This window comes from Herbiconiux solani NBRC 106740 (assembly GCF_001571005.1).
In the GTDB taxonomy this organism is placed as follows: domain Bacteria; phylum Actinomycetota; class Actinomycetes; order Actinomycetales; family Microbacteriaceae; genus Herbiconiux; species Herbiconiux solani.
The window spans coordinates 304,761-326,757 of sequence record NZ_BCST01000003.1; the positions used below are offsets into that span (position 1 = coordinate 304,761).

Sequence of the window (21,997 nt, forward strand, 5' to 3'; positions counted from 1 at the left end):
GTCACTGGGTCGTGTCTCCCTTTGTTGATCCTGTTGCTCTGGGCCCGCCCGGCGTGCCAGCGCGAGGCCGCGGAAGCCGCCCGATCGCGGCCTCCAGGGCTATTCTCGCCTTCACCGGCGACGGAACCCGGATGCGCGCCGTGGCGAGCACGGATGCGGGCGTGTCGCGCAGGCGGTCGGTGAGCTCCTCGAACAGCGCCTGGGCGAGGGCGACGGCCCGGCGGCTGGAGGCGGGGAGCCCCGGCAGGCAGGCCGCGGCGATCCGCAGGTCGACGTCGATGTCGGCGATGATCCGCGCCTTCTCCGCCTCGGTGAACGTGTTCACGTCGATGCCGGGGAAGTAGCTGCGGCCGAGCGTGCCGAAGTCGGCGGCGAGGTCGCGGAGGAAGTTGATCTTCTGGAAGGCCGCCCCCAGGTGCCGCGCGCCGTCGGTGAGGCGCTCGCGCTCGGCGGGAGAGGTGTCGACGCCGTCGAGGAAGGCCGCCAGGCACATCAGCCCGACGACCTCGGCCGAGCCGTAGACGTAGTCGTCGAAGCTCTCGGGCGTGTGCCGGGTGGCCGAGAGGTCGGCCTTCATGGAACGGAAGAAGGGGGCGGTCAGGTCTTCGCCGATACCCACGCGCCGCGCGGTCCAGCCGAAGGCGTGCACCACGAGGTTCGTGCTGTAGCCGCAGTCCATCGCCGAGCAGGTCTCGCGTTCGAGCGCATCGATCCGCTCGGCGATCTCGTCGGTCGCGAGATCGGCCTCGGCGGCCACGCCGTCGACCACCTCGTCGGCCAGGCGCACGAGCGCGTAGATGTTCTCGACGTGCTGGCGCACCGGGGGAGCGAGCAGGCGCGACGCCAGGCTGAACGAGGTCGAGTAGCGGCGGATGACGATGGACGCCGTCTCCATGGCGACCCGGTCGTACAGGCTGGGCTCCGCCCCCGACCCGGCCGGCCGCATCCGGGGCCGGCTCATCGCACCCGTCCGAGCACCGAGGCCACGATCGGGCGGAACTCCTCGCGCACGGGATCGGGCAGCGACTCGTCGACCAGCGACTTCCAGGCGCGGTTCGCGAAGTCGCGGGAGAGCGCCTCGGCGAAGCGGCGCGAGCCCGTCTTCTCGAGGACGCCGCGGATGCGGTCGCCCTCCTCGGCGGTGAGCGTCGGGGAACCGAAGAGGTCGGCGACCTCGGCCCACTCCGGCTGCGTGACGGCGTGGGCGAGCAGCACGGTGCGCTTGCCCTCGCGGAGGTCGCCGAGCGTCGTCTTGCCTGTGGCGCTCTCGTCGCCGAACACGCCGAGCAGGTCGTCGACGATCTGGTACGCGATGCCGATGTCGCGCCCGAAGTCGCCCAGCGCGTCGACGGCCGCTTGTTCGGCACCCGCGAGCACCGCGCCGGCCTGCAGCGGCCCCTCGAACGAGTAGCCGGCGGTCTTGAGGCGCTCCATGTCGACGATCTCCTCGACCGACGGGGGAGTGGAGCGGATGGAGAAGTCGACGTCGTAGAGCTCGCCGGCGGCCGAGACGAACATCGCCTCGTCGAGGATGTCGTGCAGCCGCGTGCGCAGCAGACCGTCGACGCCCGAGCGGTCGATCAGCCGGTAGGCGTTGAAGAGGGCGAGGTCGCCGGCGATGATCGCGACCGACATGCCGCGGTGCTCGGCGGTGGGCAACGGGATGCCCGCGGTCGTCGCGATGTCCCGGTAGCTTCCCGAAACGTTCGGCCCGCCCCGGCGCACGAAGTCCCGGTCGATGACGTCGTCGTGCACGATCAGGGCCGTGTGCAGCAGCTCGAAGGCGGCGCCCACGTGGGCAGCGGCGTCGAGGTCGGTTCCGCCGAGGGATTCGTAGGCCGCCATCACCATCCGGGGCCGGAAGCGCTTGCCGCCGGAGGCGTTCCGCTCGAGCGTCTCCCACAGCGCGGAGTAGGGGGCGCCGAGCGCACCCGCTCGACGACGCGAGTCGCTGAAGAAGGCGGCCAGAACACGGTCGACGTGCTGTTGCCGGCGCTCCGACACCGCGACGAGATCGTGAGTGTCCACGGCATCACGTTACACGGCTACCTTGTTATAAAGGACAATAGTGAAATGACCGCCGCGACCGAACAGGTGATTCTGCTCTCCGACGAGGGAGCCCCGATCGGCGTCGCCGACAAGACCTCCGTGCACACGGACGACACCCCGCTGCATCTGGCCTTCTCCTGCCACGTCTTCGACGAGGCGGGCCGCATCCTGGTGACCCGGCGAGCGCTCGGCAAGCTCACCTGGCCGGGGGTCTGGACGAACTCGTTCTGCGGCCATCCGGCGCCGGGGGAGGACCTGGAGGACGCGGTGCGCCGCCGGGCCGCCACCGAGCTCGGCCTCGAGATCACCGGGCTCGAGCTCGTGCTGCCGGACTTCCGGTATCTCGCGATCGATGCATCCGGGATCGTGGAGAACGAGATCTGCCCGGTCTACGTCGCCCGCGCGGCCGGAGCGATCGACGCCAACCCAGCCGAGGTCGCGGAGTGGCGCTGGGCCGAGGCCGCCGAGCTCGGTCTCGCCGTGTCGCTGACCCCGTGGGCGTTCAGCCCCTGGCTGGCCCTGCAGCTGCCCCAGCTCGACCTGGCCTGACGCCTCGGCGTTATGGAATGCTGATCCCCATGGACGCCCACGAGATCCGCAACTCCTACCTCGCCTTTCTCGAGAAGAACGGCCACACCGTGATCGACCGGGCGCCCCTCGTGCCCCGTGGCGACACCAGCACGCTGTTCAACGGCAGCGGGATGCAGTCGCTCCTGCCCTTCCTCCTCGGTGAGGAGCACCCCGCCGGCAAGCGCCTGGTCGACAGCCAGCCCTGCGTGCGCGCCCAGGACATCGACGACGTCGGCGACAACCGGCACACCACCTTCTTCGAGATGCTCGGCAACTGGTCGCTCGGCGACTACTTCAAGGAGACGCAGATCCGCCAGTTCTTCACCTTCCTGGTGGATGTGGTGGGCCTGGATCCTGAGAACGTCTACGTCACCTGCTTCATCGGCGACCCGGCGAACGGCATCCCCCGCGACGACGAGGCCGCCGGCATCTGGCAGCAGGTCTTCGCCGAGCGCGGCATCTCGAACGGCATCGCCGAGATCGGTTCGCAGGCCGACGGCGACGCCCGGGGCGTGAAGCCCGGCGAGCGCATCTTCTTCTACGACGGTGGCGAGAACTGGTGGTCGCGCGGCGGCTCCCTCGAGGGCACGCCGATCGGCGACCCCTGCGGCCCCGACAGCGAGGTCTTCTACGACTTCGGCGCCGACAAGCAGGATGCCTCGTACGGCCTCGCGCACCCGGCGAGCGACGGCGGCCAGTTCATGGAGATCGGCAACCAGGTCTTCATGCAGTACCGGCGCCTGGAGGACGGCTCCTTCGAGGAGCTCGCCCGGCGCAACGTCGACTTCGGCGGCGGGCTCGAGCGCATCGCGGCGGCCTCCCTCGGTTCGGACGACGTCTTCCGCATCTCCCTGCTCTGGCCGATCATCGAGTCGCTCCAGGCGCTGACGCGCCGGCGTTACGAGGACGAGACGGCGGCGATGCGCATCATCGCCGACCACCTGCGCGGGGCCACCTTCCTCGCGGTCGACGGGGTGCGGCCCTCGAACAAGGAGCAGGGCTACGTGATGCGGCGGCTGCTGCGCCGCGCCATCCGCCTCGCGCTCTCGCTGGGCCTCAGCGAGAACTTCTTCTCGGTCGTGGTGCCGGTGATCGCCGACCTCTACGCCGACGACTACCCCGAGGTCGCCGCGCAGCGCGACGAGGTGATCGCCGTGCTGGTCAAGGAGGAGAACGCCTTCCGCCGCACCCTCGACGGCGGGCTGCAGACGCTCGCCGACTGGGAGGGCGAGATCATCACCGGCCAGGACGTGTTCCGGCTCTCGGACACCTACGGGTTCCCGAAGGAGCTCTCGGTCGAGGAGGCGCGCCGGCTCGGCATCACCGTCTCGGACGACTGGGAGGACGCGTTCGCGGCCTCGCTCGAGGAGCAGCGCGCCCGCTCCCGCGGCGCGACGCGGCTCGGTGCCGCGGGCCTGCCGGGCGGCGGCGCCTCCTAACCCCCGAGCGCCCCTTCATCCACCGTCGACACGTCGGTGCGGTGGAAGTTGAGGTGCGAGCGGGAGGCCGTCGGCCCGCGCTGCCCCTGGTACCGCGAGCTGTAGGCGCTCGACCCGTAGGGCCGCTCGGTGGGGGAGGAGAGCTGGAAGAAGCACAGCTGACCGATCTTCATCCCCGGCCAGAGCTTGATCGGCAGGGTCGCGACGTTCGACAGCTCGAGCGTCACATGCCCCGTGAACCCGGGGTCGATGAACCCGGCGGTCGAGTGGGTCAACAGGCCCAGCCGGCCGAGCGAGCTCTTGCCCTCCAGCCGAGCGGCGATGTCGTCGGGCAGGCCCACCCGCTCGAAGGTCGCGCCGAGCACGAACTCGCCAGGGTGCAGGATGAACGGCTCGTCCGGCTTGGTCTCGATCAGCCGCGTGAGCTCGGGCTGGTCCTCGGCCGGATCGATGAACGGGTACTTGTGGTTGTCGAACAGCCGGAAGTAGCGGTCGAGCCGCACGTCGATCGACGACGGCTGCATCATGGCCGGCTCGTAGGGCTCGAGACTGACGCGGTTCTCACGGATCTGGGTGCGGATGTCGCGGTCGGAGAGGAGCACGGAGTCAGTGTAACGGCGCGCCTGCTATTCTCGTTCCTGCACCATTTCGCGGATGTAGTTCAATGGTAGAACTTCAGCTTCCCAAGCTGATAGCGCGGGTTCGATTCCCGTCATCCGCTCCACGAGGTCCATCATGGGTGGATGGCCGATTCGAAGAGTTCAGTTCCGCGCACGATCGCGCGCATCGCACTGGGATCCGTCCTGGTGTTCGCCGGGATCTCGCACCTCACGTTCGCGCGCAAGGACTTCCAGGCCCAGGTGCCGGATTTCGTGCCGCTGAACGACGACACCGTCGTGCTCGTCTCGGGGCTCGCCGAGATCGCACTCGGCTCGGCCCTGGTAGCCCTGCCGGGCAAGAAGAAGAGCGTCGGGCTCGTCGCCGCCGCCTTCTTCACGGCGATCTTCCCCGGCAACGTCTCGCAGTGGATCCACGGCCGCGACGCCTTCGGGCTCGACACCGACCGCCGGCGCGCGGTGCGATTGTTCTTCCAGCCGGTGCTCGTCGCCCTCGCGCTCTGGTCGACCCGCCCGAAGCGCTGACCGCCGCGCACTGGCCGACGCCGGGTAGATTGTGGTCGTGACCCACCGCGTTCTGCTCGACGTCGACACCGGGATCGACGACGCCCTCGCCATCATGTTCGCCGTCGCGCATCCCGAGATCGAGCTTCTCGGCATCACATGCGTCGCGGGGAATACGTCGCTCGAGAACGTCGTCGCCAACACCTTGAAGGTGCTCGACGTCGCAGAGGCCCCGTCGATCCCCGTCGCCGCAGGATCCCGCCGGCCCCTGATCGAACCCGCCCGGGCCTCACACGTGCACGGCGGAGACGGCCTCGGCGACGTGGGCCTGCCGGTCTCGGCCCGCGAGGTCGACCCGCGTCACGCCTCCGACTTCCTCCGCGACACCCTGCTGGCCCAGGACGAGCCGGTGACGATCGTCGCCCTCGCGCCCCAGACGAACCTCGCGCTGCTGCTCCGCCAGTACCCCGAGGTGGTGCCGAAGATCGAGCGCATCCTCTTCATGGGCGGATCGGCCAGCGGCGGCAACGCGACCGCGGTCGCCGAGTTCAACGTCTGGCACGACCCCGAGGCGGCCGCGATCGTGATCGACTCCGGCGTGCCCACCTTCATGTACGGCCTCGACGTCTTCAACCAGGTCACGATCGACGAGCGCGACGCCGACGAGCTCCTGCTCGGCCCGTCGGCCTCGGGCCGGCTCGCCGGCGCCCTGCTGCACCACCAGATGGCCGACGACGCCGAGGGCGAACCGAACCCCGACGGCTACGCCGGGCACATCGGCGATGCGGGCGCCGTCTGCGCACTGGTCGATCCGGAAGCCCTGCACGTCGAGCGGCGGCCCGTCCGGGTCGAGCTCGCGGGCGCGAGCCGTGGTCAGACCGTGGTCGACCGCCGCCAGCGGGTGGGGGAGGACGCGGTGCACGGAGCGCACGCCGCCCCCGACCGCACCCCCACGGGCGCCGCGGGAGGAACCGCGGGTGCTCTGGCCGGGCCCCTCCCGGTGGATGTCGCCCTCGACGTCGACCGCCTCCGCTACGCCCGGCTCTTCCTCGACACGATCGCGCTGCTGCCCTGATGGCGGGCGGGATGCGCGCGGTCAGCGAGGCGGAACGCACTGCCGAGTCCGGCGGCGGCGGTCCGGCACCGGTTGCGCTCGTCCGCGAGGGCACCTGGCTGCTTCCGCAGCCGATGCCGTCCGAGCATCTCCCGAAGCACACGCTGAGCTACCTGCTGCAGGACTCCGAGGGCGACCTCCACGTCGTCGATCCGGGAGTCGACGACGACCACAACCTCGACCGGCTGTTCGGCCTCATCCGGTCGATCGGCTCCGAGCCGTCCCGGCTGCGCACGGTCGTCTCGACCCATCTGCACCACGACCACCTCGGTCTGGCCGGGCGGCTCCGGCGCGAGACCGGGGCGCTCGTCGCGATCCACCGCGCCGAGCAGGAGGCGGTGCTCGCCCTCGCCGCAGCCGCTCCCACCCGGGTGGCCGACGACGCCGAGCGGGCCGAACGCTGGGGCGTTCCCGCAGCCCGCCGCGCCGAACTCGCCGACGTCGCCGTGCGCGCGGCCCACTCGGCGCCGTTCGAGGCCGACCTGCTGCTCGAGCACGACGACCTCCTGCCCGTGCCGGGGCGCCGCATCCGCGTGCTGCACACCCCCGGCCACACGCCGGGGCACCTCGCCCTCGTCGAGGAGAGGACGACGGAGACGGAGACCGGCACGGGGACGGGCACGGACACGGACGCGGACGCCCGCGGCCTCCTCTTCACCGGAGACCTCCTGCTACCCACGATCTACCCCGGCCTCGGGCTCGGCGGCCAGGCCACGGATCCGGTCGCAGACTACCTCGCCTCGCTCGACTCCCTGGCCCCCTACGCCGACTTCGAGGTGCTCCCGGGCCACGGCTACCGCTTCATCGGGGCCGCCCAGCGGATCGAGGAGACCCGGCACCACCACCTCACCCGATCGGCCGAGATCGCGGCGCTGCTCCGCGCGGATCCGGCCGCCTCCGTCTGGCGGATCGCCTCCGGGGTCGCCTGGACGGCGGGCTTCGAGAATCTCTCGGGCTTCTACCTCTGCTCCGCGCTCAGCCAGACGGCCCAGCACCTGGCCCACCTCGAGCGCCAGAGCGCCTCATCCGACCACCCGGCGGGAGCCTGATCATGCCCGAGTTCGTCGACATCCCCTCGCCCGGCTGGCCGCTCGAGTTCGGCGAGCCTGGCCGCCCGGCGGTGGTCATCATCCACGACGGCTACGGCCGACTGCCCTATCTCGAGTCATACGCGAAAGCGCTCGCTCACCAGGGATTCTTCGTGCTCGTGCCCGACCTCTTCGACGGCCTCGCGACGATCGACGCCGAGGGCGCCGACGAGCTGGTCGCCCGCGCCGAGCCCGGCTTCGCGCTGGCCACCGCCCTTGACGCCGTCGGCATGGGCCGGGCCCACGGCGCGACCCGCGTGGGCGTGATCGGCCTGGGCTACGGGGGAGAGCACGCCCTCCGGCTCGGCCAGAGCGGGTCGGCGGATGCGGTGGCCGCCTACTACGCGGTGCTCGGCGACGACGAGGCCGACCTCATCCCGTGCCCGGTGCTGCTGCATCGGCCCGCCGGATCCGACTGGGCGAACGGCGTCGACGTGGACGGCTTCGTGAGCCGGCTCAAGGAGCACGGCACCCCCGCGACCCAGCACAGCTACACCACCGCGCACGCGGGCTTCGCGAACGCGACCCTGGTGCCGCTGCTGGACAAGAACGCGGCCGCCCTGGCCTTCGCACGGACGACGTACTTCCTGCAGGCGCAGCTGCTCGACTAGGTTGGTGCCCCGTGACCTCCTCCTTCTCCACCGACGTCGTCGACGCGATCCTGCGCCACATGAACGGCGACCACACCGATGACAACCTCCTGATCGCCCGGGCCTTCGTGAACCCCTCTGCCGAGGCGGCCACGATGACCGGGCTCGACGAGGACGGCGGGGTGTGGGACGTGACCGTCGGCGGCTCGACGACCCGCGCATCCGTCGCCTGGCCGGCCGGCCGGATCACCGAACGCGCGGAGGTGCGCCGTGAGATCGTCGCCCTCTACGACGAGGCCTGCGCGGTGCTCGGGGTCGAGCCGCGACCCCACGCCTGACCGGGTCCGCGACGCGAATTCGCTGTCACGGGTTGAGGAAGGGTGGGGTCGTCCCACTAAAGTTAGGTAACACTAACCTCACTTGACACCCCGGGAATGATCGCATGGCTGTTGTAATCCCCTTCTCGCAGGCGCTCCGCGAGCGCACCTGGACCGGCCACAGCGACAGCGAGGGCGCAGGGTTCATGACCGACCTGATCAGCGGCAAGGGCACCCGCGACGACTACATCGCGCTCGTGGCGCAGCACTTCTTCATCTACGAGGCGCTCGAGGCCGCGGCCGACCGGATGAAGAACGATGCCGTCGCGGCCGCGTTCATCTCGCCCAAGCTCACCCGGCTCCCGGCGATCGAGGAGGATCTCCGCTTCCTGATCGGGGAGGACTGGCACGAGCAGATCACCCCGCTGGCGACCACCGCCCGCTACGTGCGCCGGATCAACGAGGTCGCCGCGACCTGGAACGGCGGCTTCATCGCCCACCACTACACCCGGTACCTCGGCGACCTCTCCGGCGGCCAGATCATCCGCACCCTGATGCAGCGCCAGTTCGGCTTCGAGACCAACGGCGTGGGCTTCTACCTCTTCGGCGACATCGCCAAGCCCAAGGAGTTCAAGGAGACGTACCGCACGCAGCTCGACGCCGTCGACTGGGACGAGATCGAGCGCGAGCGCGTGATCGACGAGGTGCTCGTGGCGTACCGCTTCAACACCGAGCTGTTCCTCGACCTCGCTCACGCGAAGGCCGGAGCCACCGCCGTCGCCTGACCGGCCGGGACGGCGTTCCGTCCGCGAGCCCTGGTCACCGCGATGAGCGACAGCGCCAGACCGATCGCGGCGACGACCACGAGCACGAGGGCCTCCTGGCCCGCCACGGCCGGTGATCCGCCGCCGAGCAGGGCGTGCATCCCGGTGATCGCGTGCGAGAGCGGCAGCAGGCCGGCGAGCCCGGAGTAGAACGGCGCGCTGAGCCCGCTCGGCACGATCACGGCCGCCGCCACGACCTGCACCACGACGAGCGCGAGCGACAGGATGCGCCCGGCCTGGCCGAGGAGGGCGACCAGACCCTGGTGCAGGGTCACGAACGACAGCGACATCAGGATGGAGAAGCCGACGGCGGCCGCCAGGTTCGCCGGGTCTGCTCCCGTGACCAGGAGCACGGCTCCCGCGATCACCGCCTGGATCAGCGCGAGCAGTGCCGCCGGGGCCAGCGCGCCGACGACGACTCGGAAGGTCGAGCGGGTCGAGGCGAGCTGCCGCCGCGTGTACGGCGTGAGCAGCAGGTAGATCGCGAAGGCTCCGAGCCACAGCGCGAGCGGCACGGCGACGGACGCGATCGCCGCCGCGGGCGAGGGAAGAGCCGTCAGGTCGCTCGTGGTGGTCACGATGGGCGTGCTGACCACGGTGGAGATCGTGTCCTGCTGGTCGGTCGTGTACGTCGGAATGGCGGTCGCGGCCTGCTTCAGGCCGCCCGCGAGCTGCGTCGTGCCGGATGCGAGCTGCTGGGCCCCGGAGACGAGCTGCACCGAGCCTCCCGAGAGCTGGCCGAGCCCGCTCGAGAGGGCGGCCGTCCCGGTAGCCAGTTTCGCGGAGCCCGAGGACGCCTCGGCGATCCCGTCGGTCAGCTGCGGGATGTCGGCGGCGAACTGCGCGGCTCCGGCGCTGACGAGGTCCGACCCGTCCCGCAGCAAGCCTCCGCCGAGACCGTCGAGCGTGAGCAGCCCGGCCGAAACGGCGACTCGGTCGCGCACCTCGACCGCCGCGTCGAGGGTCGGCTGCAAGGCCGGATCGGTCTGCACGGCCTGCTTGAGCGCGTCGACGACCCGCTGCTGCGTGTCGAGGGTCACGAGCAGCTCGTTCCTCCGGTCGTCGACCTGGCCGTTCAACAGGCCGATGCCGGTCGAGACGGCGGAGGTGCCTTCGGCGAGCTTGACCGCGTAGTCGGGGAGGTCGGTCGTCGCGGTAGTGATCGCGGCGAGGCCTCCGGCGAGCGCCTGGGCGCCCGTATTCAGCTCGGCTGCACCGGTGGCCGCGCCGGCGAGACCCGAGGAGAGCTGGGTGGCGCCGGAGGAGAGCTCTCCCGCCCCGGTCGCCAGCTTTCCGGCGCCCGCCGCGGCCTCCCCGATCGAGCCGTTCAGAGTGGTGAAGGCGCCGAGCGTCGAGGTCACGAACTGCTTGGTCACCTGCGTCGAGAGCGCCGACTGGAGGTCGGACGAGAGGGCCGACGCGAGCTGCTCGGTCGCGTAGCCCGAGGCGCCGTCGGTCTCGACCTGCAGCTGCGCCTGCGCCGGGTCGCTGCCCGAGACCGAGACGTAGTCCTTCGAGAAGTCGGCCGGGATGGTGACGACGGCCGAGTAGGTGCCCGCGCGGAGTCCGGCCGACGCGGTGTCCGCATCCGTGACGTCCCACGTGAAACCCTGCCCCGAGGTACCGGAGGTGAGCTGGCTGACGAGCAGCTTGCCCGCGAGCACGGGGGTCTTGGTGCCGTTCTGGTCGATGTAGACGATCGTGTCCTGGTTGACGACGGCGGCGGGGAGGGTGACGGCTCCGCCGTTCGCGTCGGCCGGCTCGGCCCGGAGCGCGGTCACCGCAACCCCCGCGATCACGAGCGGCGTGAGCACCGCGAGCGCCAGGGCGATGCGCCGGGCGGTGGGGGAGACCCGGGCAGTGTCGCCGCGGCGGGTCAGGGAGCGCAGACTCGTCATGCGGTCACCTCTTCTCGGGGGTCGGATGCGGTCGGATCGGATGCTGCCACGTCGGATGCGGGGCGATCGGATGCGGGGCGATCGGATGCGGAGCGGTCCGCGTCCCTGGGATCCCGCTCGGTGTCGGGCGCCGGCCCGGGTTCCGCGACGAATTCAGGGGGCTCCGCGAGCTCCACCACCGTCACCTCGCGCACCCCGGCCACCAGCCGCGCCCCGTGGTGCGCGACGACCAGCGTCGTCGACGACGGCAGGGCCCGGTCGAGCACCGCGAGCACGTGCTGCAGGAACGGGGTCGGGATGCCCGTCCCATCGACGGCCACGAGCCGCACGGGCGACACGCTCGCGACGGCGAGCTGCCGCAGCCACTCGGCCGCCGCCGCGGGGCCCCAGAGCTCGCCGAGCTCGGCCCCGATCGCGCTCTCGAGCTGCTCCTCGACGGCGAGGCCCCCCGGGGGCAGCGCCGGCAGGTCGTCCCGATCGCTCCCGGCAGCGGCGTCGAGAGCGAGCGGGCGGGTGACCAGGAGGCTCCGGCGCCGCAGCGCCGATCCCTCGTAGGGCAGCGGACGGTCGAGCACGCGCAGGTGACCGGCGAGCATCCGCTGGCGGCCCGCGGCCGCGGCGACGACGGCGGACGGGTTCGTCGAGGCGGCTCCGGTGACCAGCACCAGGTCGCCGGCGCGGGCCCGCACCGAGAACGGCGCCGCCTCCGCGCCTTCGACCACGGCATCGCCCGCGGCGAGCGCATACGGCTCCCCGTCGTCGTCGAGCGGCCGCCAGGCGGAGGCGTCGAGCATCTCGCGCACTCCCTCGCCCTCGAGGTCGACGTCGGGCAGCACGCGGCCGAGGGCCTTGGGCAGCGCCCAGCCGAGCCGGCCGAGCAGGATCATGATCGCGGGGATGAAGGTCATCCGCACCAGGAAGGCGTCGACGAAGACGCCCGCGGCCAGCCCCAGGGCGATCGGCTGCAGCACGGCGTTGCCGCCGGGCACGAACGAGGCGAAGACGGCGAACATGATGCACGCGGCCGCCGTCACGACCCGGGCGGCGCCGATGAAGCCGTGGCGCACGGCGGTGTGCGGGTCACCGGTCTTCACGAACTCCTCCCGCATCCGTGAGACCAGGAAGACCTGGTAGTCCATCGCGAGCCCGAACAGCACCGCCATCAGGAGGATGGGGAAGAAGCTGATCACCGGCCCCACCTTGGCCACCCCGACCACGTCGGAGAGCCAGCCCCACTCGAAGACGGCCGTGACGATGCCGAACGAGGCGCCGACCGAGAGCAGGTAGCCGACGGTGGCCGACAGGGGCACGGCCAGCGACCGGAAGACGATCGTGAGCAGGATGATGCAGAGCCCGACCACGACCACGCCGAACGGCAGCAGCGCCCCGGCGAGCCGCGCCGAGACGTCGATGCCCAGAGCCGTCTGCCCGGTCACCTGGTAGCCGAACCCGTTGGCGGCCGCGAATGCGGCGGAGTCGTCACGGATGGTGTGCACCAGATCCTCGGTCTGCACACTGTCCGGCGCGCTGGCCGGGATGATCGAGACGATCGCCATGTCGGCCGTCGCGTTCGGCACCGCCTGGCTGACCGAGACGACGTCGGGCAGCCCGCTGAACTGGTTCTGCAGCGCCTTCAGCGCCCCCTCGACGTCGAGGGTCTTCGAGATGTCGGCGGTCACCAGCAGCGGGCCGTTGAACCCGGGGCCGAAGCCCTCGGTGAGGAGGTCGTAGCCGGTGCGCGAGACCGAACCGGCCGGGTTGTACCCCGCATCCGGCAGCGTGAGCCGCAGCGAGGTCGCCGGTAGGGCGACCACGATCAGCCCGATCACGACGGCTACGACCGTGATCACGGGCTTGGCGGTGACCAGCGCGACCCAGCGGGCGCCGAGCGTGCGGTGGGTGCCCTCGGCGGCGAGCTCGCGCCGCGCCGCGCGCGAGGTCGGCTTGGGGATCAGCTTCCGGTTCAGCAGGCCCAGGATGGCGGGCAGCAGGGTGAGTGCGACGACGACGGCCACGACGACCGAGACCGCGGCGCCCACTCCCATCACGGTGAGGAAGGGGATCTGCACGACCGACAGGCCGAGCAGGGCGATGATGACCGTGAGCCCGGCGAAGACCACGGCGCTGCCGGCGGTGGAGACCGCGATCGCCGCGGACTCCCGCGGATCCATGCCCCGGATCAGTTGCGCGCGGTGCCTCGAGACGATGAAGAGGGCGTAGTCGATGCCGACGGCGAGGCCCAGCATCGTCGCGAGCAGCGGTGCGGTCGACGAGATGTCGGCGAAGCCCGAGGCGATCGTGATCAGGGTCGTCGTGATGCCGACGCCGACCACAGCCGTGACCAGCGGCATCCCGGCCGACAGCAGCGAGCCGAAGGTGATCAGCAGCACGATGAACGCCACGATCAGGCCGATCGCCTCGGTGTAGTCGACCGCGGCGGCCGGCGGATCGGTGACGCCGGAGAAGGCGACCGTCAGCCCCTGCGCGGGGTCGGCACCGGCCGCCTGATTCCCGGCCGCCATCAGCGCCTGGTCGTCCGCCGGGGTCATCGCGGTGCTCGCGACCGAGAGCTGCACGGCCGTATAGGCCATCGTGCCGTCCTGGTTCACCTGGCCCGAGGCGTTCTGATCGTAGGGACCGGTCGCGCTGGTGACGTTCGGGGCCGCGGCGAGCGCGGTGACCGACTTCTGGATCTCGTCCTGGTACTCCCCGACCGTGTGGCCCGCGGGCGGCACGTAGATCACCTTCGCCGAGCCGCCGCTGGCCTGCGGGAACCGCTGGTCGAGCATGTCGATCGCCTGCTGCGACTCGGTGCCCGGGATCTCGAACGAGGAGGCGAGCGTGCCGCCGAGCAGTTGCGCCCCGGTGACCGCGAGGCCGAGGATCACGATCCATCCCACGATCACGGCGAGGCTGCGCCGCGCGGCGAACCGTCCGATCCGGTACAGCAGCGTCGCCATGATTCCCTCTCCAACCCCGAGGGTAGCGGGAAGGGGGAGGGCGGAACCGGGCTCTGGCCGCCCCACAACAGGGGGCTTGGACCTCGACCGGCGGGACGACTCAGACGGCCGGGCCGCGCCTGCCGCTCATGAAGGCCCTGACCGATTCGTCGACGATGATGTCGCTCGGGCGGAGCGGGCGGGTGAGGTAGAGCCCCTCGAGCGAGGTGAGCCGGCTCAGTGCCACGTATGTCTGACCGGGGCTGAAGACGCGGGCACCGAGGTCGACGATGGCCTGGTCGTAGGTCTGGCCCTGCGACTTGTGGATCGTCACCGCCCAGGCCAGGCGCAGCGGGAACTGGGTGAACTCGCCGATCACCTCTTTGCTCAGCTGCTTCGACTCCGGGGCGTAGGAGTAGCGGTACTTCTCCCAGGCGACCGGGTCGACCTCGTGCACCTCGCCGTCGACGTCGACCCAGACCGTCGAGTCGATCTTCGTCACCGTTCCGACCGTGCCGTTCACCCAGCGCCCGTCGCCGTCGTTACGGAGGAACATCACCTGCGCCCCGACCTTGAGCTCGAGGTTCACGTCGGCAGGATAGGTGCGGCCGCCGAAGTCGCCGCTGATCTCCGCCTTCGCCGAGAGCACGCGGCCGGGCAGCCGGCCGAGCGCTGCCTGGTTGATGCGGTTGACCGAGTCGTTGCGCGTCGCCAGCGTGATCGCGCCGTCGTTCGGCGCCGGCCGTGCACCCGCGCCGTTCAGCGCGTCGGCGATCTCCTTCGTGACCATCCCGAAGCGCACGGCGTTCAGCATGAACTTGAAGTCGTCGTCGTGCTGCCGGTGCACCTCGCGCAGCTCGACGATCTCGAGGTCGGTCTCCTCCCACACCTTCGCGTCGAAGAACCACATCGAGCGGTAGTGATCGTTGAAGTACGCGCGCTCGTCGCCGTCGCCCGGCACCGGGGCCAGCTGGTACGGATCGCCGAAGAGCACGACCTGCACCCCGCCGAAGGCCTCGAGCGGGCGCTGGCGGGCCTGACGGAGACTGCGGTCCATCGCATCCATCAGGTCGGCGTTGACCATCGAGACCTCGTCGATCACCAGGGTGTCGATCGTGTTCAGCAGCTTCCGCACCTCGGCGTTCTGCTCGATGTCGTGGTCGGCGATGACCCCGATCGGCAGGCGGAAGAGGGAGTGGATGGTCTGGCCGCCCACGTTGAGCGCGGCGACGCCGGTCGGCGCCGAGATCACGAGCTGCTTCTCGGTGTTCCAGGAGAGGTGGTTCAGCAGCGTCGACTTGCCGGTGCCCGCCCGCCCGGTGACGAACACGTGCTTCCGGGTGCCTTCGATGAGGTCGAACACTCGCTGCTGCTCGGCAGAGAGGGTCGGACGGGTCATCCCTCCAATCTACCGTCCAGCCCCCAGCGGGAATCCGGGGCCCGCCTAAACTGTGGACATGAGTTCAGGGCCTGGGTACGCCGGGGAAGCGGCCGAGGCGCGCATCCGGCTTCAGCGGTCCGTGGTGATCTGGTCGGGCCTGCTCATCCTCACGGTCGCCGCCCTGTTCGCGGCCGTCGGCATCCTGAACCGCGAGCTCTTCAGCGCCTCGGCCTTCGTGCGGATCTACCTGCAGGAGCTCGGTTCCGGCGACGTGGCCGCGGCCGTCGACACCCCGGGCGTGGTGCTCGAATCCGGCGACGAGCCGGGCACGGGGGCCGCGGTGCTGGTGAATCCGGATGCGATCAACCGCTTCCACGACATCACCGAGGTCAGCGACACCCAGATCCTGCCCGGGCGGCACCGGATCGTCTACTCCTACGTCTTCGACGGCATCGACGGCAAGCCCGTCCCCGGCCAGACAGAGTTCGACGTGGTGCAGACCGGGTCGACGCTCCTGGTGTTCCCGCAGTGGGAGTTCTTCCGCTCCCCGGTCGCCCAGGGCACCGTCACGGTCACCCACGCCTCGGACTTCACCGCCGGCGGGCTCGAGATCGCGAGCGCCGACGCCTCCGCGTTCCGGGCGTCGGACACCTACGACGTGCTCGTGCCCGCCCTCATCACGCTCGGCCACCGATCGCGCTACCTCGGCGCCAATCCCGTGGCGCTCACCGCGACCAACACGGGTACCTCGACCAGCGCGATCGTGCAGGTGCAGCCGACGACCGGCTTCCTCGACGCCGTGCAGTCGACGGTGAACGGCTTCCTCGACGAGTGCGCCTCCCAGGCGCTCCTCTATCCCCCCGGCTGCCCGTTCGGGCTCGACGTCAACGACCGGATCGCGTCGGAGCCGTCCTGGACGATGGAGAAGTATCCGATGCTGACGATCCTCGCCGGTCACGACAGCTGGATCGTGCCCACCGCATCCGGTTCGGCGCACATCGCGGTCGACATTCGCTCGCTCTTCGACGGCACGGTGTCGACCCGGGACGAGTCGGTGCCGTTCGACGTGACCTTCGCTCTCACGATCCAGCCCGACGGCTCGATCGGCTTCGCACCGCGCGGCTGAGCGACGCCTCGGCTGCGCTCACCCCGACAGGCGAGAGGCGAGAGGCTTCCGGCTCAGCTCCGCTCGCGGCTCGCCAGCTTCTCGAGCATCGCGTTGTACTCGCCGAGCTCGGCCTCGTTCGTGCGGTCGGCGTTGCGGTCGCGCCGCTTGGTCTCCTTCTTGTCCGACAGGCTCCACTGCACCGCGACGACGAGGGCCAGGATGAAGGTCGGGATCTCGCCGATGCTCCAGGCGATGCCGCCGCCGTTCTGCTGATCGACGATCGCGCTCGGACCCCAGCTGCGACCCGTGGCACCGAACCAGTCGGCCAGCAGCAGCCCGGTTCCGCTCATCAGCGCCAGGCCGAAGAAGGCGTGGAACGCCATGGTGCCGAGCAGGAGGAGCAGCCGGAAGGGGTACGGGAGCTTGTAGGGCACCGGATCGATGCCGATCAGGGCCTGCACGAACAGGTAGCCGACGATCAGGAAGTGCACGATCATCCACTCGTGCCCGATGTGGTCCTCGGTCGCCCAGCGGAACAACGGCGTGTAGTAGAAGGCCACGAGGCTGGTCGCGAAGAGCACGCCGGCCACGATCGGGTTCGCGACGACGGTGGCGAACCGCGAGTGCACCGCGAGCAGGATCCACTCGCGCATGCCCCGGCTGCCGTCGTCGCGCTTGCGGATGGCGCGGAGCGCCAGCGTGATCGGCCCGGCGGGCACGAGCAGCAGCGGCACCATCATGCTGAGCGTCATGTGGCCGAACATGTGCACGCTGAACAGGAACTTCTCGTAGACGTTGAGCCCGCCGTTGGTCACGTAGAACAGCAGCAGGATGCCCGCGATCCAGAGCACCGTGCGGTACCACGGCCACCGGTCGCCGCGACGGTGCAGCCGCACGACACCGGCGAGGTAGAAGAAGATCGCGAAGGCGCAGACCAGCACCCAGATCAGATCGAAGTTCCACTGCGTCAGGAAGTTCTCGACCGTGAGCTCGGGCGGCAGCGGCGAATCGGTGAGGATCTGGGCGGCGGTGGGCGCGGCCGGCGGGGTCTCCGGCACCGGGGTCGCGGTGCGGGCGAGGGCGGCGGCGAATCCGCTCGCGATGCCCATGAAGCCCAGCTCGGCGACCACCAGCCACCAGAAGTGACGGCGTTGACCGGTGCCCGCGAGCTTCCGGATGACGAATCGACGGTGGAGCGCGCCGAACAGACCGAGCGCGATCAGGGCGCCGACCTTCACCAGCACCAGCAGGCCGTACGGGGTGGCCAGCCGGTCGAGAGAGCCGATCCGCAGTTCGGCACTGACGTACCCGGAGGCCGCCACCACCACGAAGCACACGAGGGCGACGCTGGAGTACCGGGAGATCGCGTGCACGAGCCGCTCGGTGTCGAGCTGGCGGCTCAGGATGGCGATCACCACGAGCCCGCCGAGCCAGGCGGCTGCGAAGATGACGTGCAGGCCGAAGGCGGTGACGGCGACGTCGTGGCCGCCGGCATCCGCCGCATGGCCCTGCTGCGCCATCGGGATGAGCGAGGCCACCGAGATGAGCCCGACGAAGAACAGCGCGGTCACGTTGCGCACGGCGAAGCAGAGCACGGTGACCACGGCTCCGATCAGCGTGGTCTGCAGCCAGGCCTGACCGAGGGCGATCTGCGTGAGGAACTGGCCGAGCCCCTGGCTGAAGGCGTCGTCGAAGCTCAGTGCGCGCGCCGTGACGCTGAGGTAGCTGAAGAAGCCGGTGAAGGCGGCGGCCACCGTGAACAGGGCCGCGGATCCGGCCGCCACATCGAGCGAGCGGTTGAACGCGGGGCTCTCCTGCGGGATCACGAAGAGCACGAGACCGATGGCGCCGATCATGCCGGAGGCCGCGATGTTGACCAGCATCGTCGAGATCGGCAGGCCGTACCGGACGACCGATCCCGGGTCCTCCAGCAGCTGCGGTGCCGCGCCGCCGCCGAGCGCCAGGGCGACCAGGAGCGCGACGAAGGCCGTCACCACCAGGAGGGCGGGACCGATGATGCGGGCGGTTCTCGGCACCCGACTACCTTACGCGGCGCTGGCTGGGGACTGTCCGGGCCGGAGCATGCGGCGGGAAACGGAGCGCGCCGGGAAACGCGAGAGGGCGCCGGCAGAAGCCGACGCCCTCTCGTGAGTGGTGCGGAAGACTACTTGGCTGCTGCCTTGAGCTTCGAACCGGCCGAGATCTTGACCGAGTGACCGGCCGGGATCTCGATGGTGGCGCCGGTCTGGGGGTTGCGGCCCGTGCGAGCGGCACGCGAGGTGCGCTCGACGGCGAGCCAGCCCGGGATGGTGACCTTGGTGTCGGACGCAACCGAGTCGGCCAGCGTGGAGAAGAGAGCGTCAAGAACCTCGTTGACGGAAGCCTGCGTCTGGCCGGAAGCGGCTGCGACGGCTGCGACGAGCTCGGTCTTGTTGAGTGACTTGTCAGCCATTAAGGTGTCCTCCTCGGACCTTTTCGCTACGGATGTAGCTGTTTACATGGAACGGTCCCGGCCACCAGGGCCAGTTCGGTTGGTCGGTACGACCGTGGGTAATTTACCAGCTGGACTTCGTAATGCCCGGCAACTCGCCACGGTGAGCCATGTCACGGAAGCGGACACGCGAGATCCCGAACTTCGAGAGGTTTCCGCGGGGACGGCCGTCGACGGCGTCGCGGTTGCGGACGCGGATCGGCGAGGCGTTGCGGGGGAGCTTCTGCAGCCCGAGGCGAGCGGCCTCGCGCTCCTCGTCGGTGGACGTGGGGCTCACAAGAGCCTTCTTGAGCTCCAGGCGCTTCGCGGCGTAACGCTCGACGATCACCTTGCGCTGCTCATTGCGCGCGATCTTGGACTTCTTGGCCATGGTTAGCGCTCCTCTCGGAAGTCGACGTGCTTGCGGATGACGGGGTCGTACTTCTTGAGCACGAGACGGTCGGGGTCGTTGCGACGGTTCTTCTTGGTCACGTAGGTGTAACCGGTTCCTGCCGTCGAACGGAGCTTGATGATGGGACGGACGTCCTGCTGCTTTGCCATTAGAGCTTGATCCCCCGAGCCTGGATGTCCTTGACGACCGACTCGATGCCACGAGCGTCGATGACCTTGATGCCCTTGGCCGAGAGGGTCAGGGTGACCGTGCGGCGAAGCGAAGGCACGTAGTACTTCTTCTTCTGCACGTTCGGGTCGAAGCGCCGGTTGGTGCGTCGGTGCGAGTGCGAGATGTTGTGACCGAAGCCGGGAACGGCTCCAGTCACCTGGCACACTGCTGCCATTGTTTCCTCCATTTGGTTACCGTGAGACGAGTGCCCCACCCAAGATGACTTGTCGGCGAACACGCCGATCGGCGCATCCACAATGGGCGGAGGATTCCACCCAACCTGACTACCTTAGACGCTCTGGCCTGATGGGGCAACTCAGGTCGGCACGCACGCCGAGCAGAACCCGAAGATGTCGACGACGTGCTCCGGCCGGCTGAAGCCGTGCAGGGAGGCGGTGCGCCCGGCCCACTCCTCGACCTCGTCGGCCTCGATCTCGACCGTGAGGCCGCAGCTGCGGCAGATCAGGTGGTGGTGGTGTGCGAGGGAGCAGGCGCGGTAGAGCGCCTCGCCCTCGGGTGACTGCAGCGAGTCGGCCTCGCCCTCGGAGGCGAGATCCGCCAGCGCACGGTAGACCGTGGCCAGCCCGATCTGCGATCCGGTGTTCTTCAGCGACGAGTGCAGCGCCTGCGCGCTCACGAAACCCATCTGGGTACCGAGGGCGCCGCGCACGGCCTCCCGTTGCCAGGTGTTCCTCTTCACTGCTCCACCGCCTTCTTCCCGCTCAACGCTAGTCCAGCATCCTGGATCCTCCCGGTGCCCGTGCCCCGTCGCCAGGCGATCAGCCGGCAGACCAGGTAGATCACGAACGAGATCGTCGTCACGTAGGGGCTGATGGGCACCGAGGAGCCCAGGGCCAGCATGATCCCGCCCACCAGGGAGACCACGGCGAACACCGTGCTGAGCAGGGGGACGAGGATGGGGGAGGACGAGACGCGCAGGGCCGCCGCCGCCGGCGTGACGAGGATCGAGAGCACCAGGAGCGAGCCGACGACCTGCACCGACACCGCGACCGCGAGGCCGAGCAGCAGCATGAAGAAGATGGAGAGCCCGCGCACCGGGACGCCGCGCGCGGACGCGACATCCGCATCCACGCTGGCGAAGGTGAGGGGGCGCCAGACCAGCAGCAGCCCGAGCACGACCACGATCGAGATGGCGATCAGCGAGTTCAGCCGCGGGTCGTCGACCGCCACGATCTGGCCGGTGAGCAGGCCGAACTTGTTGGCCGAGCGACCGGGGTAGAGCGTGAGGCAGAGGATGCCGAGACCGAGCCCGAAGGGCATCAGCACGGCGATGATCGAGTTGCGATCGCGCGCTCGCGACCCCAGCACGCCGATGATCAGCGCGGCGGCGATCGACCCGATGATCGAGCCCTCGACGACCCCGACACCGAACAGCAGGCCGGCGGCCGCCCCCGCGAACGAGAGCTCGCTGATGCCGTGAACCGCGAAGGCCATGTCGCGAGACATCACGAAGACGCCGATCAGACCGCCGACCACGCCGAGCACGGCCCCGGCGATGATGGAGTTCTGCAGCAGCACGACGAGCTCGCCGTAGTTGCTGAAGTCGAAGATCTGCGACCAGACGTCGGGGCTCACAGCGCACCTCCGCCGGGTTCGGGCTCGTCGTGGTGGGCGAGCTGGTCCTCCGGATGCCCGTGGGCGCCGTCCGGCGTGCCCACGACGATCACGCGGCCGTGGGTGCGGATGACGTCGATCCGGGATCCGTACAGCTCGCTCAGCACCTCCGAGCGCAGTACCTCGTCGGGCGGCCCGATCCGGAACCCGCCGTCGGCGAGGTAGAGCACACGGTCGACCATGTCGAGGATCGGGTTGATGTCGTGGGTCACGAAGAGCACCCCGAAGCCGCGCTCGCGCCGCTGGTCGTCGATCAGCTCGCTGATCGCGCGCTGGTGCGTGAGGTCGAGCGAGAGCAGGGGTTCGTCGCAGAGCAGCAGGGCCGGGTCGCCCACGAGCGCCTGCCCGATCCGTACGCGCTGCTGCTCGCCGCCCGAGAGGGTGGAGACGCCCACGTTCGCGTACTCGGTGGCGCCGACGGCGGCGAGCAGTTCGTCGACGCGGCGACGGCGGGCCGAGGAGGGGAGCGGCAGGCCCCAGCGGTGGCCGTCGAGGCCCAGCGCCACGAGGTCGCGCGCCCGGAGCGGCGTGCCGTCGTCGGCCAGCTTCTGTTGCGGCACGTAGCCGATCCGCCGGTCGCCGCGCCGCCCCGGTTCGCCGAGGAAGCGGATGCTGCCGGAGGTGAGCTTCTGCTGCCCCAGGATGACCTTGAGCAGGCTCGACTTGCCGGAGCCGTTCGCTCCGAGTACCGCGATGAACTCGCCCGGGTGCACGTCGAGGTCGATGCCCTGCCAGAGCGTGCGCGCGCCGAACTGCAGCCGCGCGTCGCGCAGCGTCAACACCGGATCGGTCACGAAGTCACTGTACTGGCTGGGGCGGGGCGGGTTCGGGC

Annotated in this window: 23 protein-coding genes and 1 tRNA gene; 10 read left to right on the forward strand and 14 right to left on the reverse strand. The window is 70.2% G+C overall.

Annotated features, from left to right (window positions below; translation table 11 throughout):
• Window position 1: 1 nt before the first annotated feature.
• Together HSO01S_RS07020 and HSO01S_RS07025 are read right to left on the reverse strand one after the other, a co-directional pair.
• Window positions 2–961 (reverse strand): phytoene/squalene synthase family protein, encoded by a 960-nt coding sequence (locus HSO01S_RS07020; RefSeq protein WP_245635920.1) that lies wholly within the window; start codon window positions 959–961, stop codon window positions 2–4.
• Window positions 958–2,028 carry a polyprenyl synthetase family protein gene (locus HSO01S_RS07025; RefSeq protein WP_084361418.1) on the reverse strand — a complete coding sequence of 357 codons (1,071 nt, stop codon included), beginning with the start codon at window positions 2,026–2,028 and terminating at the stop codon, window positions 958–960. The genes HSO01S_RS07020 and HSO01S_RS07025 overlap by 4 nt, the downstream gene beginning before the upstream one ends.
• A gap of 45 nt (window positions 2,029–2,073) precedes the next feature.
• On the opposite strand from HSO01S_RS07025, the gene idi reads away from it, so the two are divergent.
• Both idi and HSO01S_RS07035 read left to right on the forward strand, forming a co-directional pair.
• Window positions 2,074–2,598 (forward strand): isopentenyl-diphosphate Delta-isomerase, encoded by a 525-nt coding sequence (idi, locus tag HSO01S_RS07030; RefSeq protein WP_066039849.1) that lies wholly within the window; start codon window positions 2,074–2,076, stop codon window positions 2,596–2,598.
• A 29-nt stretch (window positions 2,599–2,627) separates the two neighbouring features.
• Window positions 2,628–4,058: an alanine--tRNA ligase-related protein gene (locus tag HSO01S_RS07035; RefSeq protein WP_066039850.1), complete on the forward strand. Its 1,431-nt coding sequence runs from the start codon at window positions 2,628–2,630 to the stop codon at window positions 4,056–4,058.
• Here the strand turns inward: HSO01S_RS07035 and dcd are convergent.
• Window positions 4,055–4,660, reverse strand: a complete 606-nt coding sequence (gene dcd / locus HSO01S_RS07040; protein WP_066039851.1) for a dCTP deaminase — start codon at window positions 4,658–4,660, stop codon at window positions 4,055–4,057. The genes HSO01S_RS07035 and dcd overlap by 4 nt on opposite strands.
• Window positions 4,661–4,708: 48 nt before the next feature.
• On the opposite strand from dcd, the gene HSO01S_RS07045 reads away from it, so the two are divergent.
• The 7 genes from HSO01S_RS07045 to HSO01S_RS07075 all read left to right on the forward strand — a co-directional run bounded on the left by HSO01S_RS07045 (window position 4,709) and on the right by HSO01S_RS07075 (window position 9,073).
• Window positions 4,709–4,782 (forward strand) — tRNA-Gly (locus HSO01S_RS07045).
• Window positions 4,783–4,801: 19 nt separating this feature from the next.
• Window positions 4,802–5,200, forward strand: a complete 399-nt coding sequence (locus tag HSO01S_RS07050; RefSeq protein ID WP_066039852.1) for a DoxX family protein — start codon at window positions 4,802–4,804, stop codon at window positions 5,198–5,200.
• Between the two features lie 37 nt (window positions 5,201–5,237).
• On the forward strand, window positions 5,238–6,254 hold the full coding sequence (locus HSO01S_RS07055) for a nucleoside hydrolase (protein ID WP_084361444.1): 1,017 nt from the start codon (window positions 5,238–5,240) through the stop codon (window positions 6,252–6,254).
• An 11-nt stretch (window positions 6,255–6,265) separates the two neighbouring features.
• Window positions 6,266–7,342, forward strand: a complete 1,077-nt coding sequence (locus HSO01S_RS07060; RefSeq protein WP_157078952.1) for an MBL fold metallo-hydrolase — start codon at window positions 6,266–6,268, stop codon at window positions 7,340–7,342.
• A 2-nt stretch (window positions 7,343–7,344) separates the two neighbouring features.
• A complete protein-coding gene (locus HSO01S_RS07065) occupies window positions 7,345–7,992 on the forward strand; it encodes a dienelactone hydrolase family protein (RefSeq protein ID WP_066039855.1) in 648 nt (215 codons plus the stop codon).
• A gap of 11 nt (window positions 7,993–8,003) precedes the next feature.
• Window positions 8,004–8,309, forward strand: a complete 306-nt coding sequence (locus HSO01S_RS07070) for a DUF2470 domain-containing protein (protein WP_245635921.1) — start codon at window positions 8,004–8,006, stop codon at window positions 8,307–8,309.
• 104 nt (window positions 8,310–8,413) lie between these two features.
• Window positions 8,414–9,073, forward strand: coding sequence for a biliverdin-producing heme oxygenase (locus HSO01S_RS07075; protein WP_066039856.1), 660 nt, complete (start codon window positions 8,414–8,416; stop codon window positions 9,071–9,073).
• On the opposite strand, the gene HSO01S_RS07080 is transcribed toward HSO01S_RS07075, so the two are convergent.
• From HSO01S_RS07080 to HSO01S_RS07090, 3 genes are all read right to left on the reverse strand, one after another.
• Window positions 9,040–11,010 (reverse strand): YhgE/Pip family protein, encoded by a 1,971-nt coding sequence (locus HSO01S_RS07080; RefSeq protein WP_066039857.1) that lies wholly within the window; start codon window positions 11,008–11,010, stop codon window positions 9,040–9,042. The two genes, HSO01S_RS07075 and HSO01S_RS07080, sit on opposite strands and share 34 nt — an antisense overlap.
• Window positions 11,007–13,970 carry an MMPL family transporter gene (locus HSO01S_RS07085; protein WP_066039858.1) on the reverse strand — a complete coding sequence of 988 codons (2,964 nt, stop codon included), beginning with the start codon at window positions 13,968–13,970 and terminating at the stop codon, window positions 11,007–11,009. Before HSO01S_RS07085 ends, HSO01S_RS07080 begins: the two co-directional genes overlap by 4 nt.
• A gap of 100 nt (window positions 13,971–14,070) precedes the next feature.
• The gene (locus HSO01S_RS07090; RefSeq protein WP_066039859.1) at window positions 14,071–15,348 is read right to left on the reverse strand and encodes an ATP-dependent DNA helicase; all 1,278 of its coding nucleotides are present in this window, start codon (window positions 15,346–15,348) and stop codon (window positions 14,071–14,073) included.
• 58 nt (window positions 15,349–15,406) lie between these two features.
• On the opposite strand from HSO01S_RS07090, the gene HSO01S_RS07095 reads away from it, so the two are divergent.
• Complete coding sequence (locus tag HSO01S_RS07095) at window positions 15,407–16,456, forward strand: hypothetical protein (protein WP_157078953.1); 1,050 nt, start codon at window positions 15,407–15,409, stop codon at window positions 16,454–16,456.
• 53 nt (window positions 16,457–16,509) lie between these two features.
• On the opposite strand, the gene HSO01S_RS07100 is transcribed toward HSO01S_RS07095, so the two are convergent.
• The 8 genes from HSO01S_RS07100 to HSO01S_RS07135 form a co-directional block, all read right to left on the reverse strand.
• Entirely contained in the window at window positions 16,510–18,474 is a 1,965-nt protein-coding gene (locus tag HSO01S_RS07100) for a bifunctional copper resistance protein CopD/cytochrome c oxidase assembly protein (RefSeq protein WP_218003781.1), read from the reverse strand.
• 128 nt (window positions 18,475–18,602) lie between these two features.
• Entirely contained in the window at window positions 18,603–18,890 is a 288-nt protein-coding gene (locus HSO01S_RS07105) for an HU family DNA-binding protein (protein ID WP_066039861.1), read from the reverse strand.
• A 103-nt stretch (window positions 18,891–18,993) separates the two neighbouring features.
• Window positions 18,994–19,299: a 30S ribosomal protein S14 gene (rpsN, locus tag HSO01S_RS07110; protein WP_066039862.1), complete on the reverse strand. Its 306-nt coding sequence runs from the start codon at window positions 19,297–19,299 to the stop codon at window positions 18,994–18,996.
• Between the two features lie 2 nt (window positions 19,300–19,301).
• Window positions 19,302–19,469, reverse strand: coding sequence for a 50S ribosomal protein L33 (rpmG, locus tag HSO01S_RS07115; RefSeq protein ID WP_022897487.1), 168 nt, complete (start codon window positions 19,467–19,469; stop codon window positions 19,302–19,304).
• Window positions 19,469–19,705, reverse strand: a complete 237-nt coding sequence (gene rpmB / locus HSO01S_RS07120) for a 50S ribosomal protein L28 (RefSeq protein ID WP_066039863.1) — start codon at window positions 19,703–19,705, stop codon at window positions 19,469–19,471. Before rpmB ends, rpmG begins: the two co-directional genes overlap by 1 nt.
• A 141-nt stretch (window positions 19,706–19,846) precedes the next feature.
• Window positions 19,847–20,230, reverse strand: coding sequence for a Fur family transcriptional regulator (locus tag HSO01S_RS07125; protein ID WP_084361419.1), 384 nt, complete (start codon window positions 20,228–20,230; stop codon window positions 19,847–19,849).
• Window positions 20,227–21,126, reverse strand: coding sequence for a metal ABC transporter permease (locus tag HSO01S_RS07130; RefSeq protein ID WP_066039864.1), 900 nt, complete (start codon window positions 21,124–21,126; stop codon window positions 20,227–20,229). Before HSO01S_RS07130 ends, HSO01S_RS07125 begins: the two co-directional genes overlap by 4 nt.
• Window positions 21,123–21,959, reverse strand: coding sequence for a metal ABC transporter ATP-binding protein (locus HSO01S_RS07135; RefSeq protein WP_066039865.1), 837 nt, complete (start codon window positions 21,957–21,959; stop codon window positions 21,123–21,125). The genes HSO01S_RS07130 and HSO01S_RS07135 overlap by 4 nt, the downstream gene beginning before the upstream one ends.
• Window positions 21,960–21,997: the final 38 nt, after the last annotated feature.

Bases quoted from the DNA above. Each gene is read 5' to 3' on its own strand.
- HSO01S_RS07085 (WP_066039858.1), bottom strand. From the start codon at position 13,970: ATGGCGACGCTGCTGTACCGGATCGGACGGTTCGCCGCGCGGCGCAGC.
- HSO01S_RS07035 (WP_066039850.1), top strand. From the start codon at position 2,628: ATGGACGCCCACGAGATCCGCAACTCCTACCTCGCCTTTCTCGAGAAG.
- HSO01S_RS07075 (WP_066039856.1), top strand. From the start codon at position 8,414: ATGGCTGTTGTAATCCCCTTCTCGCAGGCGCTCCGCGAGCGCACCTGG.
- HSO01S_RS07095 (WP_157078953.1), top strand. From the start codon at position 15,407: ATGAGTTCAGGGCCTGGGTACGCCGGGGAAGCGGCCGAGGCGCGCATC.
- rpmG (WP_022897487.1), bottom strand. From the start codon at position 19,469: ATGGCAAAGCAGCAGGACGTCCGTCCCATCATCAAGCTCCGTTCGACG.
- HSO01S_RS07105 (WP_066039861.1), bottom strand. From the start codon at position 18,890: ATGGCTGACAAGTCACTCAACAAGACCGAGCTCGTCGCAGCCGTCGCA.
- HSO01S_RS07090 (WP_066039859.1), bottom strand. From the start codon at position 15,348: ATGACCCGTCCGACCCTCTCTGCCGAGCAGCAGCGAGTGTTCGACCTC.
- HSO01S_RS07050 (WP_066039852.1), top strand. From the start codon at position 4,802: ATGGCCGATTCGAAGAGTTCAGTTCCGCGCACGATCGCGCGCATCGCA.
- HSO01S_RS07060 (WP_157078952.1), top strand. From the start codon at position 6,266: ATGCGCGCGGTCAGCGAGGCGGAACGCACTGCCGAGTCCGGCGGCGGC.
- idi (WP_066039849.1), top strand. From the start codon at position 2,074: ATGACCGCCGCGACCGAACAGGTGATTCTGCTCTCCGACGAGGGAGCC.
- rpmB (WP_066039863.1), bottom strand. From the start codon at position 19,705: ATGGCAGCAGTGTGCCAGGTGACTGGAGCCGTTCCCGGCTTCGGTCAC.
- HSO01S_RS07080 (WP_066039857.1), bottom strand. From the start codon at position 11,010: ATGACGAGTCTGCGCTCCCTGACCCGCCGCGGCGACACTGCCCGGGTC.
- rpsN (WP_066039862.1), bottom strand. From the start codon at position 19,299: ATGGCCAAGAAGTCCAAGATCGCGCGCAATGAGCAGCGCAAGGTGATC.
- HSO01S_RS07065 (WP_066039855.1), top strand. From the start codon at position 7,345: ATGCCCGAGTTCGTCGACATCCCCTCGCCCGGCTGGCCGCTCGAGTTC.
- HSO01S_RS07020 (WP_245635920.1), bottom strand. From the start codon at position 961: ATGAGCCGGCCCCGGATGCGGCCGGCCGGGTCGGGGGCGGAGCCCAGC.